14 protein-coding genes and 1 pseudogene are annotated in these 16,400 nt (G+C 66.3%); 8 read left to right on the top strand and 7 right to left on the bottom strand.

Going from position 1 to position 16,400, the window contains the following annotated elements; all coding sequences use genetic code 11:
* Window positions 1-30: 30 nt before the first annotated feature.
* The gene (locus SY91_RS17765; RefSeq protein WP_006479426.1) at window positions 31-915 is read right to left on the bottom strand and encodes a polyprenyl synthetase family protein; all 885 of its coding nucleotides are present in this window, start codon (window positions 913-915) and stop codon (window positions 31-33) included.
* Window positions 912-1,205 carry an exodeoxyribonuclease VII small subunit gene (locus SY91_RS17760; RefSeq protein ID WP_006479428.1) on the bottom strand — a complete coding sequence of 98 codons (294 nt, stop codon included), beginning with the start codon at window positions 1,203-1,205 and terminating at the stop codon, window positions 912-914. Before SY91_RS17760 ends, SY91_RS17765 begins: the two co-directional genes overlap by 4 nt.
* 269 nt (window positions 1,206-1,474) lie before the next feature.
* On the opposite strand from SY91_RS17760, the gene SY91_RS17755 reads away from it, so the two are divergent.
* Window positions 1,475-2,581, top strand: coding sequence for an aromatic ring-hydroxylating oxygenase subunit alpha (locus SY91_RS17755; RefSeq protein ID WP_011548151.1), 1,107 nt, complete (start codon window positions 1,475-1,477; stop codon window positions 2,579-2,581).
* Between the two features lie 117 nt (window positions 2,582-2,698).
* The gene (locus SY91_RS17750; protein WP_023474424.1) at window positions 2,699-3,568 is read left to right on the top strand and encodes a sulfurtransferase; all 870 of its coding nucleotides are present in this window, start codon (window positions 2,699-2,701) and stop codon (window positions 3,566-3,568) included.
* 84 nt (window positions 3,569-3,652) lie between these two features.
* On the opposite strand, the gene SY91_RS17745 is transcribed toward SY91_RS17750, so the two are convergent.
* The 3 genes from SY91_RS17745 to polA all read right to left on the bottom strand — a co-directional run bounded on the left by SY91_RS17745 (window position 3,653) and on the right by polA (window position 9,262).
* Window positions 3,653-4,528 carry a dienelactone hydrolase family protein gene (locus SY91_RS17745; RefSeq protein ID WP_011548153.1) on the bottom strand — a complete coding sequence of 292 codons (876 nt, stop codon included), beginning with the start codon at window positions 4,526-4,528 and terminating at the stop codon, window positions 3,653-3,655.
* Window positions 4,529-4,896: 368 nt separating this feature from the next.
* A complete protein-coding gene (locus tag SY91_RS17740) occupies window positions 4,897-6,231 on the bottom strand; it encodes an NAD(P)/FAD-dependent oxidoreductase (protein WP_006479436.1) in 1,335 nt (444 codons plus the stop codon).
* Between the two features lie 277 nt (window positions 6,232-6,508).
* Window positions 6,509-9,262, bottom strand: coding sequence for a DNA polymerase I (gene polA / locus SY91_RS17735; RefSeq protein WP_043886231.1), 2,754 nt, complete (start codon window positions 9,260-9,262; stop codon window positions 6,509-6,511).
* 1 nt (window position 9,263) lies between these two features.
* Between polA and SY91_RS17730 the strand changes: the two genes are divergently transcribed.
* Together SY91_RS17730 and SY91_RS35495 are read left to right on the top strand one after the other, a co-directional pair.
* On the top strand, window positions 9,264-10,022 hold the full coding sequence (locus SY91_RS17730) for a TIGR00730 family Rossman fold protein (RefSeq protein WP_006479437.1): 759 nt from the start codon (window positions 9,264-9,266) through the stop codon (window positions 10,020-10,022).
* A 380-nt stretch (window positions 10,023-10,402) separates the two neighbouring features.
* Window positions 10,403-10,689: pseudogene (locus SY91_RS35495) on the top strand (hypothetical protein).
* A 170-nt stretch (window positions 10,690-10,859) separates the two neighbouring features.
* Here SY91_RS35495 and SY91_RS17720 read toward each other — a convergent pair.
* A complete protein-coding gene (locus SY91_RS17720; RefSeq protein WP_023474421.1) occupies window positions 10,860-11,792 on the bottom strand; it encodes a LysR family transcriptional regulator in 933 nt (310 codons plus the stop codon).
* A 164-nt stretch (window positions 11,793-11,956) separates the two neighbouring features.
* On the opposite strand from SY91_RS17720, the gene SY91_RS17715 reads away from it, so the two are divergent.
* The 3 genes from SY91_RS17715 to SY91_RS17705 are packed head-to-tail and all read left to right on the top strand — an operon-like array spanning window position 11,957 to window position 14,261.
* Window positions 11,957-12,418 carry a cupin domain-containing protein gene (locus SY91_RS17715; protein WP_034175293.1) on the top strand — a complete coding sequence of 154 codons (462 nt, stop codon included), beginning with the start codon at window positions 11,957-11,959 and terminating at the stop codon, window positions 12,416-12,418.
* 41 nt (window positions 12,419-12,459) lie between these two features.
* Window positions 12,460-13,263: an SDR family NAD(P)-dependent oxidoreductase gene (locus tag SY91_RS17710; protein WP_023474420.1), complete on the top strand. Its 804-nt coding sequence runs from the start codon at window positions 12,460-12,462 to the stop codon at window positions 13,261-13,263.
* Between the two features lie 26 nt (window positions 13,264-13,289).
* Window positions 13,290-14,261: an aldo/keto reductase gene (locus tag SY91_RS17705; protein ID WP_023474419.1), complete on the top strand. Its 972-nt coding sequence runs from the start codon at window positions 13,290-13,292 to the stop codon at window positions 14,259-14,261.
* Between the two features lie 45 nt (window positions 14,262-14,306).
* Here the strand turns inward: SY91_RS17705 and SY91_RS17700 are convergent, their stop codons facing one another.
* Window positions 14,307-15,833, bottom strand: a complete 1,527-nt coding sequence (locus SY91_RS17700) for an AMP nucleosidase (protein WP_011548157.1) — start codon at window positions 15,831-15,833, stop codon at window positions 14,307-14,309.
* 129 nt (window positions 15,834-15,962) lie between these two features.
* Here SY91_RS17700 and SY91_RS17695 point away from each other — a divergent pair, with 129 nt between their 5' ends.
* Window positions 15,963-16,358, top strand: coding sequence for a hypothetical protein (locus SY91_RS17695; RefSeq protein WP_006479446.1), 396 nt, complete (start codon window positions 15,963-15,965; stop codon window positions 16,356-16,358).
* Window positions 16,359-16,400: the final 42 nt, after the last annotated feature.

Below are 16,400 nucleotides of genomic sequence, written 5' to 3'. Positions count from 1 at the left end.
GTAGCGTGTGCGCGGCGGCGGGCTTTCGCGTCAGCTGACCCGGTTCACTACCAGGTCGGCAAGTTCGGCCAGACGCTGTGCGCGTGCGCCGAACGGTTTCAGCGCATCGTGCGCTTCGGCGCGCAGCTGCGCTGCCAGCTCGCGCGACGCCTCGAGACCAAGGATCGATACATAGGTCGGCTTGTCGTTCGCCGCGTCCTTGCCGGCCGTCTTGCCGAGCGTCGCCGAATCGGTCGTGACGTCGAGAATGTCGTCGACGACCTGGAAGGCCAGACCCACGGCCCCCGCGTAAACATCCAGCGCGGCCATCGTTTCCGCCGACGGCGTCTCGCCGGCCAGCGCGCCCATCCGCACGGCCGCGCGCAGCAATGCGCCCGTCTTCATCCGGTGCATCGTCTCGAGTTGTTCGCGCGTCAGCTTCAGGCCGACGCTCGCCAGGTCGATCGCCTGCCCGCCGGCCATGCCGATCGAGCCGCTCGCCAGCGCCAGCTCGCGCACGAGCGCCGCCTGCTGCACCGGCGACAGCGCATCGGCGTCGGTCAACGCCACGAACGCCTGCGACTGCAGCGCGTCACCGACCAGCAGCGCCGTCGGTTCGTCGTACTGCACGTGCACGGTCGGCTTGCCGCGACGCAGCGCGTCGTCGTCCATGCACGGCATGTCGTCGTGCACGAGCGAGTAGACGTGGATCATCTCCAGCGCCGCCGCCGCGGCGTTGCGTGCCGCCTCCGTCGCACCGGTCAGCTCGCCTGCTGCATGGCACAGCAGCGGGCGAACGCGCTTGCCGCCACCGAGGACCGCGTAGCGCATCGCCTCGTGAAGTTTCGCGGGCATCGCGGTTTCAGCCGGCAGATAGTGGCCGAGTGCGTCCTCGACACGGTCAAGCACGGACCGCATCCATTGTTCGAATGTCATAGATCGTCGTCTTCGCCGTCCGTGGCGGCCGTTCCGGACGAAAGCGGCTTCAGCGTCGCGCCGTCGAGCACGCGAACCTGCTGCTCCACTTTCTCGAGCTGCTGTTGGCAAAACGCAACGAGGGTCGCACCGCGGCGATACGCCGCCAGTGAATCCTCGAGGCTCAACGCGCCGCCTTCCATCCGGGCAACCAGCGTCTCGAGTTCCGCGAGCGCCATCTCGTAATTGTCCGGCAACGGTTCGGTGCCATTGCCGGGCGGCGTGGCGCCTGGGGATGCGGTTTTCGCCATGGACGAGGTGTCAAATTTCAAAACAAGTCGGACATTCTACGGCAAAAGAGAATTTTCCGACCTGCCGTCTTGGGCGCCCGCGCACAATTCCGGCCCCATCTCCAGCGCACAGTGTGCGCCTTTCGAGGACAGCCCGACAAAAAATTGACACAAATCAGGCACTTAATCCTAGCCTTGCGAGGCGAACCGGGTATAATTCTCCGTTTCCCTAAATCGATTTTTCGATGGTTGGGTTGTTCACTGCTTTCACGCTAACACCGGGAGTGGGAATGTCCAATCTGAGCGATGCGCTTCAGTTGAAGTCGGCCCACAGCCAGCTTCCAGTCACTGCATATTTCGATGAGGCGCTACTCGAGCGCGAGATCGAAACCCTCTTCAAGAAAGGACCTCGTTACGTCGGGCACGAGTTGATGGTGCCCGAGGCGGGGGATTATTTCGCGCTGCCGTCCGAGCAGGAAGGCCGCGTGCTGGTCCGTAACCAGACGAACCAGATCGAGCTGCTGTCGAACGTGTGCCGCCACCGGCAGGCGATCATGCTCAACGGGCGCGGCCGCACGCAGAACATCGTGTGCCCGCTGCACCGCTGGACGTACGACCTCGAAGGCGAGCTGCTCGGCGCACCGCACTTCCCCGACAAACCGTGCCTGAACCTCGGCAAGAGCCCGCTGCAGAACTGGCAGGGGCTGCTGTTCGAGGCCGAGGGCCGCAACGTCGCGCGCGACCTCGCCAACCTCGGTACGAAGCATCACTTCGACTTCTCCGAGTACCAGTTCGATCACGTCGAAGTGCACGAGTGCGATTACAACTGGAAGACGTTCATCGAGGTCTACCTCGAGGATTACCACGTCGTCCCGTTCCACCCGGGCCTCGGCAGCTTCGTGTCGTGCGACGATCTCAAATGGGAGTTCGGCGACTGGTACAGCGTGCAGACGGTCGGCGTGCACAACGCCCTCGCGAAGCCGGGCAGCGCGACTTACCAGAAATGGCACGAGCAGGTGCTGAAATTCCGCAACGGCGTGCCGCCGGAGTTCGGCGCGATCTGGATGGTCTACTACCCGGGCCTGATGATCGAGTGGTATCCGCACGTGCTGGTCGTGTCGTGGCTGATCCCGCGCGGGCCGCAGAAGACGACCAACATCGTCGAGTTCTATTACCCCGAGGAAATCGCGCTGTTCGAGCGCGAATTCGTCGAGGCCGAGCGCGCCGCCTATATGGAAACGGCCGTCGAGGACGACGAGATCGCGATGCGGATGGACGCGGGCCGCCGTGCGCTGATGGCGCGCGGCGAGTCGCAGGTCGGCCCGTATCAGAGCCCGATGGAAGACGGGATGCAGCACTTCCACGAGTTCCTGCGCCGCCACCTCGGCGACCTCTGACGGCGGATGCGGCGCTTTGACGCCGCCCGGCCTCCGGCAAACGAAAAGACGGGCTTCGGCCCGTCTTTTTTTGTTTAGACTTGGAGTGTCAGGCCATTTGCACTCGAGGGAGCCGTCATGCCACACACTCATTACACCACGCTCATTTCCGCCGCCAATCTTGCCGAGCGCCTGGCCGCGGCGCCCGGCAGCGTGGCATTGTTCGACTGCCGCTTCGATCTCGCCGATCCCGGCGCCGGCGAAGCCGCGTACGCGGCCGGCCACCTCCCCGGCGCGCAATATCTTCATCTCGACCGCGACCTGTCGGGCCGCAAGACGGGCACCAACGGCCGCCATCCGCTGCCGACCCGCGACGCGCTCGCGACGCTACTCGCCAGCCGCGGCCTCAAGCAGGGCCAGCAGGTCGTCGCGTACGACGCGCAAGGCGGCGCCTATGCGGCACGCCTGTGGTGGCTGTTGCGCTGGCTCGGTCACGATTCGGTTGCGGTGCTCGACGGCGGCCTGCAGGCCTGGGAAGCGGCCGGCCAGCCGCTGACGACCGACGTGCCGCAACCGGTCGCCGGCGACTTCCGCTCGGCCACGCCGCTCGAATCGACGGTCGATGCAGCGGCCGTGCTCGCGAACGTGTCGTCGCCTGCGCGCGTCGTGATCGATGCACGCGCACCGGACCGCTATCGCGGCGAGAATGAAACGATCGATCGGGTGGGCGGCCACATTCCCGGTGCGCGCAACCGCTTCTTCAAGGACAACCTGACTGCCGACGGCCGCTTCAAGACCGGCCATGAATTGCGCGAGGCATTCGCCACCGTGCTGGTCGGCACCGAGCCGAATCGCGTGATCCTGCAATGCGGCTCCGGCGTCACTGCCTGCCACAACGCACTGGCGCTGGAAGTGGCGGGCCTGCACGGCGCGTCGCTGTACCCCGGCTCGTGGAGCGAATGGAGCGCCGATCCGTCGCGACCGATCGCGACCGGCCCGAATCCTTGAGCACCCGCGCGGCGCGACGACGATGAAACGGCGGCCGATGCCGCGGCGGCCGGTGCCGCGGCGGTAGTTGCCGCCGCCCGTCGTTTACATCACGCCGTACTTGTGGAACCACTCGATCGCGCGCTTCCAGCCGTCCTCCGCATCGCCTTTCACGTAGCTCGGCCGGTAGTCGGCAAAGAACGCGTGGCCGGCATCCGGATACACGACGATTTCCGATTCGCGCGCGAGCTTCGAATCGCTCGTCTGGATCGCCTTGCGCATGTCCGCGAGCGACGCCTGCGTGATGTTCTGATCCTTCTCGCCGTACAGCCCGAGCACGGGCACCTTCAACGACGATGCATGATCGACCGGGTTGAACGGCGTCATCTCGTCGGTCTTGCCTTCGACGAACCCGTACCACGCCACGGCGGCCCGCACGTGCGGATTGTGCTCCGCATACAGCCACGCCTGGCGACCGCCCCAGCAGAACCCGGTCACGCCGAGGCGCGTCAGGTCGCCGCCGTTCTTGCCGGCCCAGGCGACGGTCGCATCGAGATCCTCGGTGACCTGGCGGTCCGGCACCTTGCTGATGATGTGGTCGTACAGTTCCTTCATCGTCGGATACTTCGCCGCGTTGCCCTGCCGGGCGAACAGGTCGGGCGCGATCGCAAGATAGCCGAGCTTCGCGAAGCGCCGGCAGACATCCGCGATATGCGCGTGCACGCCGAAGATCTCGTGAATCACGATGACGACCGGCAGGTTCGTCTTGTCGACCGGCTGGGCGCGATAAGCCGGCACGCTTGCATCGCCGGAGCGGATCTCGATGGTATCGACGTCCAGCCCGGTGCTGTCGGTCGTGACCGTCTGCGCCGACACGGGCAGCACGGCTGCCGCGAAGGTGCCGCCCAGCGCGGCCTGCATGAACTTGCGGCGCGAGAACGGGACATGGGGGACCAGGCTGTCGACTTCGGGTTTCAACATGAATGCACTCCTCGATTGGGCGCCGCCGTCACGCTCGCGGATACGGCATGACGGGGCATCGCACCGGCACGCGGCGCGGATGTCGCGGCGGTTGGCACCCCGCCGCAAACGAAAACCCGGACAAGATGCCCAATAATCCGTTGTCGCGTCAACTGTCAGATGTGTAAGACTCGATTACGACGCGTGGCGGCAATCGAATCGATCATCGCGCGACAGCCCGCCGGCCGCCTGCCGAGTCCGCGTGCGGTGGCGCGTATCGAGAATCGTCGCGCGACCGAATCGTTGCGAACCGAAAAGAAAAACGGGCGGCGAACACGCACGACATGCGCATTCCCGCCCGCTCCACACGCAAGTATGCGAGTACGCGATCAGTGCAGCTTGACGCGCGGCAGCGTCGTGCGCCGCAGCCAGTGCGCGACCGTGTCGAGCATCATCCGCGGATAACCGTGCAGCGCCGCGATGTGCAGCCGGTACAGCGACATGTACATGAAGCGTGCGAACAGCCCTTCGATCAGCATGTTGCCGCCGATCAGCCCGCCCATCAGGTTGCCGACCGCGCTGAAGTGGCCGAGCGACACGAGCGAACCGAAATCGCGATACGTGAACTCGGGCAGCGGGCGCCCTTCGAGCCGGCAGCTGATCGCCTTCAGCAGGAAGCTCGCCTGCTGGTGCGCCGCCTGCGCACGCGGCGGCACGTTGCGTTCATTGCCCGGCCATGCGCAGGCCGCGCAATCGCCGAGTGCGAACACGTTGTCGTCGGTGAAGGTCTGCAGCGTGCGGCGCACGTCGAGCTGACCGAGCTTGTTGACCTGGAGGCCGTCGAGATGCGAGAGCACGGACGGCGCCTTGATGCCGGCCGCCCAGACCGTCAGGTCGGCGCGCACTGCCTTGCCGCTCGCGGTATGCACGAACCCGGGCGCCACCTCGGTCACGCGCTCGCTGAGCATCAGCCGCACGCCGAGCTTCTCGAGCAGTTCGGCCGTCGCCGCCGACACGCGCTCCTGCAGTGCCGGCAGTATCCGCGGCCCTGATTCGATCAGCACGATGCCGACGTCATGGCGGGGATCGAGCTTGTGCAGCCCGTACACGGACAGCACCTGTGCGGTATTGCGCAGTTCCGCGGACAATTCGACGCCCGTCGCGCCGCCGCCGACGATCACGACCTGGATGCGCGGCTCGGCCGACTCGCCTGGCACGCTCGGCGCCGGCGCCTGATGCTCGGCGCGCATGCATGCCGCGATCAAGCGCTTGCGGAAGCGTTCGGCCTCCCCGACCGTATCGAGCGCGATCGCGTTTTCCGGTGCGCCCTGCACGCCGAAGAAGTGCGTCGTGCTGCCGATCGCGATCACGAGCGTGTCGTATTCCAGCTCGCGCGCCGGCAGCAGCTCCGCGCCGTCGCTGTCGTTGAGGGGTGACAGCGTGACGCGCTTCGCCGCACGGTCGAGCCCGGTCAGCTCGCCCTGCTGGAACTCGAAGCCGTGCCAGCGCGCCTGCGCCGCATATTCGAGCTCCTGCGTGAACGGGTCCATGCTGCCGGCTGCGACCTCGTGCAGCAATGGTTTCCAGATGTGCGTCGGATTGCGGTCGACGAGCGTGACGAGCGCACGCGCGGGACGATTGCCGCGCGCGCCGTAACGGTCGCCGAGCCGCGTCGCCAGTTCCAGGCCGCCGGCACCTCCGCCTACGATGATGATCCGATGCATCTGATTCCCCCTTTGCGATTCGAAACTGCTGCCGCCGGATGAAGCAAACGCGATGCACCCGCGCCGCCCGGTGGATTAACCGGTTCGGACATCATCGATGTGCAGTTCGAAGCACTTCGATGCGTCCGATCCGGAACGCGGGGCGCGCGCCCCACGTCAATGACATGACTGACATGCATTGTCCGGGAGCTTGCGCGTTGACCACAAGCAAACCATCTCGATATTCAGCATCCCTGCAACAATATGCCGCGGGAACGGGGAACTGGCCGGGGGTGCGTCAGTGTGCCTCTTCCCAGTTCGCGCCGGCACCCACTTCGGCGACCAGCGGCACCTTCAGCTTCGCGACGCCGCACATCATTTCCGGCAGTTTCTCGCGCACGAGCGACAGCTCGCCTTCGGGCACCTCGAGCACCAGTTCATCGTGCACCTGCATGATCATTCGCGATGCGAGCCGGTCGCGCGTGAGCCAGTCGTCCACCGCGATCATCGACAGCTTGATCAGGTCGGCCGCCGTGCCCTGCATCGGTGCATTGATGGCCGCGCGCTCGGCCGCCTGACGGCGCGGACCGTTGCCGCCGTTGATCTCGGGCAGCCAGAGACGGCGACCGAAAACGGTTTCGACGTAGCCCTTCTCCTTCGCGGTCGCGCGCGTATCTTCCATGTACTGCGCGACGCCCGGATAGCGGGCGAAATAGCGGTCGATATAGAGCTTCGCCGCATCGCGCGTGATGCCGAGATTCGATGCGAGCCCGAACGCGCTCATCCCGTAGATGAGCCCGAAGTTGATCACCTTCGCGATCCGGCGCTGGTCGGAATTGACCTCCAGCGGCGTCACGCCGAACACCTCGGCAGCCGTCGCGCGGTGGATATCCTCGCCCTGCGAGAACGCGCGCAGCAGCGACGCGTCGCCCGAGATGTGCGCCATGATCCGCAGTTCGATCTGCGAATAGTCGGCCGACACGATCCGGTGGCCCGGCGACGCGATGAACGCCTCGCGGATGCGCCGCCCTTCGGCCGTGCGCACCGGAATGTTCTGAAGATTGGGATCGTTCGAGGCGAGACGCCCCGTGACCGCGACGGCCTGCGCATAGTTCGTGTGCACGCGGCCGGTGGCGGGGTTCACCATGCGTGGCAGCTTGTCGGTATAGGTCGACTTCAGCTTCGACAGCCCGCGATGCTCGAGCAGCAGCTTCGGCAGCGGGTAGTCCTCGGCCAGCTTCTGCAGCACTTCCTCGTCGGTCGACGGCGCGCCGCTCGGCGTCTTCTTCACGACCGGCAACTGCAGCTTCTCGAAGAAGATCTGCCCGATCTGCTTCGGCGAGCCGAGATTGAATTCGCCGCCCGCCAGTTCGTACGCCTCGCCCTCGAGCTCGATCAGGCGCGTCGCGATTTCGGTGCTCTGCGCGTGCAGACGCGCATCGTCGATCAGCACGCCCGTGCGCTCCATCTTGCGCAGCACGAGCGACACCGGCATCTCGATCTCGCGGTACACGCGCTCGAGGCCCGGCTCGCGTGCGACCTGCGGATACAGCGCGTGGTGAAGCTGCAGCGTGATGTCGGCATCTTCGGCTGCGTATTCGGCGGCCTGCGCGAGCGCCACTTCGTCGAAACCGATCTGCTTCGCGCCCTTGCCCGCCACGTCCTCGTACTTGATCGTCTTGACGCCCAGATGACGCAACGCGAGGCTGTCCATGTCGTGCGTGCGGTGCGATTCGACCACGTACGATTCGAGCAGCGTGTCGTGCTCGATGCCGTTCAGCGCGATGTCGTAGTTCGCGAGCACCTGCGCGTCGTACTTCAGGTGCTGGCCGACCTTCTTGCGATCGGCCGATTCGAGCCACGGTTTCAGGCGCGCGAGCACTTCGTCGAGCGGAAGCTGCTCGGGCATGTCGGGGCCGCGGTGCGCGACCGGCAGGTAGGCTGCCTTGCCCGGCTCGACCGAGAACGACAGGCCGACGAGCCGCGCGAGCATCGGATCGAGCGCGGTGGTCTCGGTGTCGAACGCGGTCAGCGCGGCCGCGTCGATTTTCGCGAACCACGCGTCGAACTGTTCCCAGGTCTGGATCGTTTCGTATTCGCGCACGACGTCGGCTGCGATCACTGGAGCCGGCTCGCCTTCCGGCGCATCGGCGCCCCCGCCTTCCGCAGGCGCGCTGTCGACTTCGCGCAGCCAGGTCTTGAAGCCGTAGCGCGCGAAGATGTCGCGCAACAGGTCGCGCGCCTCGCCGTCGCTCTTCAGCGAGGCTTCGATCGATTCGAGATGCGGCGTGAGATCGCACGACGTATCGACGGTCACGAGCTGGCGGCCGAGCGGCAGGAAATCGAGCGCGCGGCGCAGGTTGTCGCCGACCACGCCCTTGATGTCGGCCGCGTGTTCGATCACGCCGTCGAGGGTGTCGTATTGCGTCAGCCATTTCACGGCCGTCTTCGGCCCGCACTTCTCGACGCCCGGCACGTTGTCGACGGTGTCGCCGATCAGCGCGAGATAGTCGATGATGCGCTCGGGCGGCACGCCGAACTTCGCGATCACGCCGTCGCGGTCGAGCGTCTCGTTGGTCATCGTGTTGACGAGCGTGACGCGCTCGGTCACGAGCTGCGCGAGATCCTTGTCGCCGGTCGACACGATCACGTTCATCCCGTGCCGCTCCGCTTCGCGCGCGAGCGTGCCGATCACGTCGTCGGCCTCGACGCCCTCGACCATCAGCAGCGGCCAGCCGAGCGCGCGCACGGCGCCGTGGATCGGCTCGACCTGCAAGGCGAGATCGGGCGGCATCGACGGACGGTTTGCCTTATAGTCGGCATAAAGGTCGTCGCGGAACGTCTTGCCCTTTGCATCGAACACGCAAGCGCTATACTCTGCACTGACTTCCTTGCGCATACGGCGCAGCATGTTGATGATTCCGTAGAGCGCTCCGGTCGGCTCCCCGCCAGGGCCACGCAAATCAGGCATCGCATGGTAAGCCCGATACAGATAGCTCGAACCGTCAACCAATAGCAGGGTCTTACCTTCCAGATTTCGTTCTTCAGGCATTATGAACAAGAGAAAAGTGATTCCGAGTCTGCGTTCGCTCGCAGATCAAGAGCGCGCGACGGCCAAGAAGGCGCGCGCATCGTGGCAGATGTTCACGATTATGGCAGAGTTTATCGAGGCGACCGAGTACCTGTCGGAGATCCGCCCGGCTGTCAGCATCTACGGTTCTGCCCGCCTCAAACCCGACACGCCGCACTACAAGCTGGCCGTGCAGATCGCGCGCAAGCTGTCGGACGCCGGCTTCGCGGTGATCTCCGGCGGCGGCCCCGGCATCATGGAAGCCGCGAACAAGGGCGCGCACGCCGGCAAGGCGCCGTCGGTCGGCCTGAACATCGAGCTGCCGCACGAACAGGCCGGCAACCACTACCAGGACATCTCGCTGCGCTTCCGCCACTTCTTCACGCGCAAGGTCACGTTCGTGAAGAACTCGGATGCGGTGATCGTGATGCCGGGCGGCTTCGGCACGCTCGACGAACTGTCCGAAGTACTCACGCTGATCCAGACGAAGAAATCGCGCCTCGTGCCGATCATCCTCGTCGGCAGCGAGTTCTGGCAGGGGCTGCTGCAATGGTTCCGCGATCAACTGATTCCGATGGGCCTGATCAATCCGGAAGACATGGATCTGATGCAGGTGATCGACGATCCCGACCAGGTGCTCGACGCGGTGCTCGCGTTCTACGAGGACAGCGGCGAGGAAGAAGGTTCGGACGAGGACGATCATCCGCCGCGCCCGGAAGAAGACCGGATGTTCTATCTGTAACCGGTCAGTGACGACAGCCGGCCGAGCGCCCGCTGTCGTGCTTTTCATGCAACGGACAGTGCGCTCCGGCGGCTCGCCGGGCGTGACTTTGTAACGCGCTGTTAATACCTGTTCGCCGCCGTGCGCGGTCGAATGTCAAATGCCCGCAGCCGGCGCTGCACGATGCGGCGGAATCGGCCGCACCAGCGGCCCGCCAATGTCAAATGGGTGGCCCCTCGCGTGCCTGCGCGCCGCCAATCCTCCGTAATAATCACGACTCGCCTTTTCCGTCGTGCCGCAGCACACTGCATCGTGTCGGCGCGGCGTTCCCCCGGTGGAACGGTCCCCTCGCTTCCATCGCGTCGCGTCGGCCCATTCATCACCACACCACGGAAAAGAACATGCAACGCTCGCTGATCGCCCTCGCTTTCGCCGGCCTCGGCCTTTCGCTGTCCGGCCTCGCTCACGCCGTCAACGTCGACGTCAACATCGGCACGCCCGCACCGGTCGTCGTCGCCCCGCGCCCGTCGTGGTCGCCCCCGCGCCGGTGATCGTCGGCTGGCACGGCGACCGCTACTGGGACGGCCGCCGCTACTGGGAACGCCGCGAGTGGGAAGATCGCGAGCGTCATCACGGTCATGGCGGCTATCACTGCCCGCCGGGGCACGCGAAGAAGGGCGAGTGCTGAGTGCCCCAAACACAGCACGGCCGTTCGACCCGCAAGGCCGCCCGCGCACTTCGGTGCCGGGCGGCCTTGCCGCTTTGCACAACGCACCACGAACGCTGCCTCTACGCCGAAGCGCCCCGGCCGGACGAAACCGGCGTCAGCCGCCACGCTCGCGGTCGACGAAGCACCCGTCACGCATGCGCGTGAGCGAACGAAAGCGGCGCGAGGTCGGGATGCGCGCCTAGCCGGGCGACCAGGAAATCCATCAGCAAACGGTTTCTGCGCGGCAGATGCTCGCGCTGTGGCATGCACAGGTAGAGACCGTATCGACAGGTGACGTGCCGGGTCAGCAGCGGCACGAGCCGCCCTTCACGGACGTGCTCGTGAACCGAATAGCCGAAAAACTGGCCGATCGCGGCACCGCTGAGCACCGTATCGAGCTCCGCGTCGATGTCGTTGGTCGCGATGAACGGGTCGATCTGGCGGGTGTCGACCCGACCGTCGACGAGGAATTCCCACGGAAACGGCTTGCCCGTGCGCGGGTACAGGAACGCGGTGCAACGATGGTCGCGCAATGCGTCGATCGTCTGCGGCGCGCCATGGCGGCGCAAATACGCGGGCGCCGCGCAAACGACCAGTTGCAGCTCGGCGATGCGCCGCGCGATCAGCCCGCTGTCGGGCAGATCGCCGGTCCGCACGGCGAGGTCTATTCGCTGCTCGACGATGTCGGCCATGTCGTCGCTGACGACCAGCTCGGCGGTCATGCCCGGATGCTGGTCGCAGAACTCGCCGAGCAACGGCGCGAGAAACCGCCGCGCCAGCGAGTAAGGTGCCGCGACGCGCAGCGTGCCGACCGCGTGCACGCGATCGTCGTCGAGCATGCGCAGCGCGGTTTCCAGTTCGCCGACAGCACCGCGGCACTGCGCGAGCAGGCGCTCGCCCTCGACCGTCAGCGCAATCCGGTGCGTCGAACGCTGGAACAACCGAACATTCAGCAACGCCTCCAGCGCAGCGACCTGCTTGCTGGCCGCCTGCGGCGTCATGCCGAGTTCGCGAGCGCCCGCGCTGATGCCGCCCGCGACCGCGACGCGGACGAACACCGTCAGCGCCTTCAAACGATCCATTCGATGCTCCTGTCGAGCCGGGCCTGCCCGGGCATTCGTCCATGGCGCCGCGCTGCCGCGCCGTCAAGTTGAATCGGTTTCAACCGGTCCGGCGCTAGTCGCGTGCCGTTCCGCTTCGCACAATGGCGCCGTCTTCAACGATCAGCCCGTACGGGCCGCTCATCATGAAACTGCGTTGGGTTTCCGTCACCTTCCGGGCCGCCGTCGCGGCCGCATCGATCGTCGTCGGTACGACGACGCCCGCGCTCGCGCAGCAGACCGGTGCACCCGCCCGCGCCGTCGAGACGGTGCTGCTGCAAACGATGCGCGCGTGGGACGGCTCGCCCTACCGCGCCTATCCGACGGCTCGACCGGAGGTGACGGTCGTACGCTACCGCATCCCGCCGCACGCCGTCCTGCCGTGGCATACGCATCCGTCGATCAACATCGGCTACGTGCTGTCGGGCCACCTGACCGCCGTGCGCCGAAGCGACGGCAAGCGGCTGAAGCTCGGCCCCGGCGACGTGGTGCCGGAAATGGTCGGCGGCGCCCATCGCGGCGAGACCGGCGACGAAACCGCCGAGCTGATCGTGTTCTATGCGGGCACGCCCGGCACACCGCTGACGGTTGCGGACGGCGAAGACTGAGCGGCCGGCGCATTTCATCTTCACACGGAGCACTGCACATCATGTCCGATTCGCTCATCTTATCAACCCCGTCCGCCACCATGCGGCCCCGGCTCGACGGTCGCGTCGCGCTCGTCACCGGCGGCGGCACCGGTATCGGCCGGGCGGCCGCGCTCGCGTTCGCGCGGGACGGCGCCCGCGTCGTCGTCGCCGGGCGGCGTGCGGCGCCGCTCGACGAAACCGTCCGGGCGATTGTCGAACGCGGCGGCGAAGCGTTCGCGGTGACCGTCGACGTCGGCTCAGCCGATGGCGTGCGCGCACTCGTCGACACGACGATCGGGCGCTACGGCGCGTTGCATGCGGCCTTCAACAATGCCGGCACCGAAGGCACGTTCGCACCGATCGTGGAACAGACCGAGGCCGACTTCGACCACGTGATCGCCACCAATCTCAAGGGCACGTGGCTGTCGATCAAATACGAAATGGAGGCGATGCTCGCGCACGGCGACGGCGCGATCGTCAACACGTCGTCATGGCTCGCGAAAGGCGCGCTGGCCGGCTCGTCGACCTATTCCGCGAGCAAGGGCGCGCTCGATGCGCTGGTGCGCGCGGTCGCGCTCGAAGGCGGCCCGCACGGCATCCGGATCAACAATGTGAACCCGGGCATCATCGATACGCCGATGGCGCGCCGCTTCGGCGACGACGAGATGTTTCGCCCGTTCGCCGCGTTCACGCCGGCCCGGCGGATCGGTACCCCGGAAGACGTTGCGGATGCAGTCGTCTGGCTCTGCAGCGACGAAGCACGCTTCGTGACCGGCGAATCGATCCTCGTCGACGGCGGCTACACGATTGGCGGCATGCGCTGACCGGCGCCCCAACGGAGATCGAACCGATGGAGTACGTGAGACTGGGAACGTCCGGGCTGAAGGTATCGAAGCTGTGCTTGGGCTGCATGACCTACGGCCATCCGTCGTGGCGGCCGTGGGTCGTGACCGAGGACGTGGCGCGCCCGTCCATCCGCGCGGCGCTCGACGCAGGCGTGACGTTCTTCGATACGGCCGACATCTATTCGGGCGGGGAAAGCGAACGCATTCTCGGCCGCGCGCTGCGCGACTTCGCGACGCGCGACGACGTGGTGATCGGACCCAAGGCATTCTTTCCGACCGGCGACGGGCCGAATGCGCGCGGGCTGTCGCGCAAGCATCTGCTCGCAAGCATCGACGCGTCGCTGCAGCGCCTCGGGACCGATTACGTCGATCTTTACATCGTCCATCGGTTCGATCCGGATACGCCAATCGAAGAAACGCTCGATGCGCTCGACACCATCGTGAGGAGCGGCAAGGTCCGCTATCTCGGGGCATCGTCGATGCACGCGTGGCAATTCATGAAGATGCTCGCCTTCCAGCAGCATCACGGTCTCGCACGGTTCGTGTCGACGCAGAGCCAGTACAGTCTGATCTGCCGGGAGGACGAGCGCGACATGCTGCCGCTGTGCATCGACGAAGGCATCGCGTACACGCCGTGGTCTCCGCTCGGCCGCGGATTGCTGGCTGGCTCGCGCGGCGAGCAGACGACGCGGGCCGCGACCGATCAGCAGATGGTGTCCTGGTACGACGGCCGCGACGCGGTCGCCGCGACCGTCGAAGCAGTCCGGCTGGCAGCGCAGGCGCGCGGCATGCCTCCCGCCCGCGTCGCGCTCGCCTGGGCGTTGCGGCGCGCCGGCGTCACCGCGCCGATCATCGGATTGTCGAAACCGCATCACATGACCGATGCGCTCGCGGCACTCGACCTGACGCTCGACGCGCACGAAACCACGTCGCTCGAAGCGGCGTTCGACCGGACGATCGAACCGGCGCAATGGTAAGCGTGGCGCCGCCGGCCCGGTTTCGCAACCGGGCCGGCGATCACGTCACTGAAACGCCACTTCCGCAAAACTCCGCAGCTTCCGGCTATGCAGCTTGTCGAGCCCGTTCGTGCGCAGGATCTCCATCGCCTTCACGCCGATCTGCAGATGCTGGTCGACCTGCCCGCGATAGAACGTGTCGGCCATGCCCGGCAGCTTCAACTCGCCGTGCAGCGGCTTGTCCGATACGCACAGCAGCGTGCCGTACGGCACCCGGAAGCGGAAGCCGTTCGCGGCGATCGTCGCGCTTTCCATGTCGAGCGCAATCGCGCGGCTCTGCGACAGCCGCTGCACGGGCTCGCGATGGTCGCGCAGCTCCCAGTTGCGGTTGTCGACGCTCGCGACGGTGCCCGTGCGCATCACGCGCTTCAGCTCCACGCCCTCCAGCCGAGTGACCTCGGCCACGCCGCGCTCGAGCGCGAGCTGCACTTCGGCCAGCGCCGGGATCGGCACCCACAGCGGCAGGTCGGCGTCGAGCACGTGATCTTCCCGCACGTAACCGTGCGCGAGCACGTAGTCGCCGAGGCGCTGCGTGTTGCGCAGCCCCGCGCAGTGACCGAGCATCACCCACGCGTGCGGACGCAGCACCGCGATGTGATCGGTGATCGTCTTCGCGTTCGACGGGCCGACGCCGATGTTGACCATCGTGATCCCGCTGCCGTCCGCGCGCTTCAGGTGATACGCGGGCATCTGCGGCAGGCGCGGCGGCGCGGTGCCCTCGGCCGGCTCGCCGCCGAGGTTCGCGTTGTACGTGACGACGTCGCCCGGCTCGACGAACGCGCTGTACTCGCTGCGATACGCGCGCACCTCGGGATCGTCGCTTTCCGTCATCATCGTGCGGCCGAGCTTCACGAACTCGTCGATGTAGAACTGGTAGTTCGTGTAGAGCACGTAGTTCTGGAAATGCGTGGGCGACGTCGCCGTGTAGTGGCGCAGCCGATGCAGCGAGAAGTCGACGCGCGCGGCCGTGAACAGCGCGAGCGGATGCGGCTCGCCCGGCGCCGGCTCGAACGTGCCGTTGACGATGCGGTCGTCGAGATACGACAGGTCGGGCGTATCGAAGATGTCGCGCATCGCGAGCAGGCGGTCGCGATCGAGCTCGCCCTCGAGATGGATGCCTTCCGGAAACGCGAAATGAATCGGAATCGGCTGCGACGACACGCCGATCTCGATCTTGACATGGTGGTTCTTCGCCAGCAAACGCAGTTGCTCTCGGTAGTAGTTCGCGAAGAGATCGGGGCGCGTGACCGTCGTCTCGAATACGCCGGGGCCCGCGACGAAGCCGTACGAGCGGCGCGAATCGACGTGCGTGTTGACGTCGGTGCGAATCCGCACGAACGGATAGCATGCGCGCACGTGCTCGGTAATCGCTTCGTGGCGGCGATAGCGCGCGAACGCGTCGCGCAGGAAGCCCGTATTCGTGTCGTAAATGGCGGACAACCGCGCGACGGCGGCGATCGGATCGTCGAAAGCCTCGACCGACGGGCTTTCGGGCGACAGCACACGGTGCCGGCGGCTCAAATCGTTCTTCATTTTCATCACCTCGTCTGATCCGACGACATTACCACGGAACCCGGTCGCCTTTATGGCCGCCCCTGCGCACGGAGGGGCCGGATGGCGCGCAGTATTTGCTAAAATCGGTGGGTTCACTGGAGACTCATCATGAAGCCGCTCATTTTCGTCGCCGCTGCCGTCGCGTTTGCCGCCGCCAGCGTCGCTCACGCCGCCGGCGGCACGCCTGACGCCGACGCGCAGGCCCGGGCCGAGGCCAACGAAGCCGCCGGCCTGCCCGATCTCCGCAAGATCAACCGGCCGGGCGCCGAAGTCACGTCGAAAGTGGACTTCGCCGACATCCGCCGCACGCCGAGCTTCCACGAAAAGAGCAAGAACGGCACCGAAGTCACCGAGTACCGCGACCGCGGCAAGCCGGTCGAGATCGACGTGAAGTCGAACTTCGGCACGCGCTACCAGATGAGCTCCACGCCCGACACGTCGCCGAAGCCGCATGACGCGGGCATCCCGATCACGCGCCTGCCGTCGCTGAACCTGCGCTACTGATTCCGTGGCGCGGCACACCAACCGCGCCGCCCCTTCACCTGC

This window comes from Burkholderia cenocepacia, from assembly GCF_014211915.1.
Taxonomy (GTDB): domain Bacteria; phylum Pseudomonadota; class Gammaproteobacteria; order Burkholderiales; family Burkholderiaceae; genus Burkholderia; species Burkholderia orbicola.
Note: the sequence above shows the minus strand (reverse complement) of the source record. Positions and strands in the feature narration are given on the sequence as shown.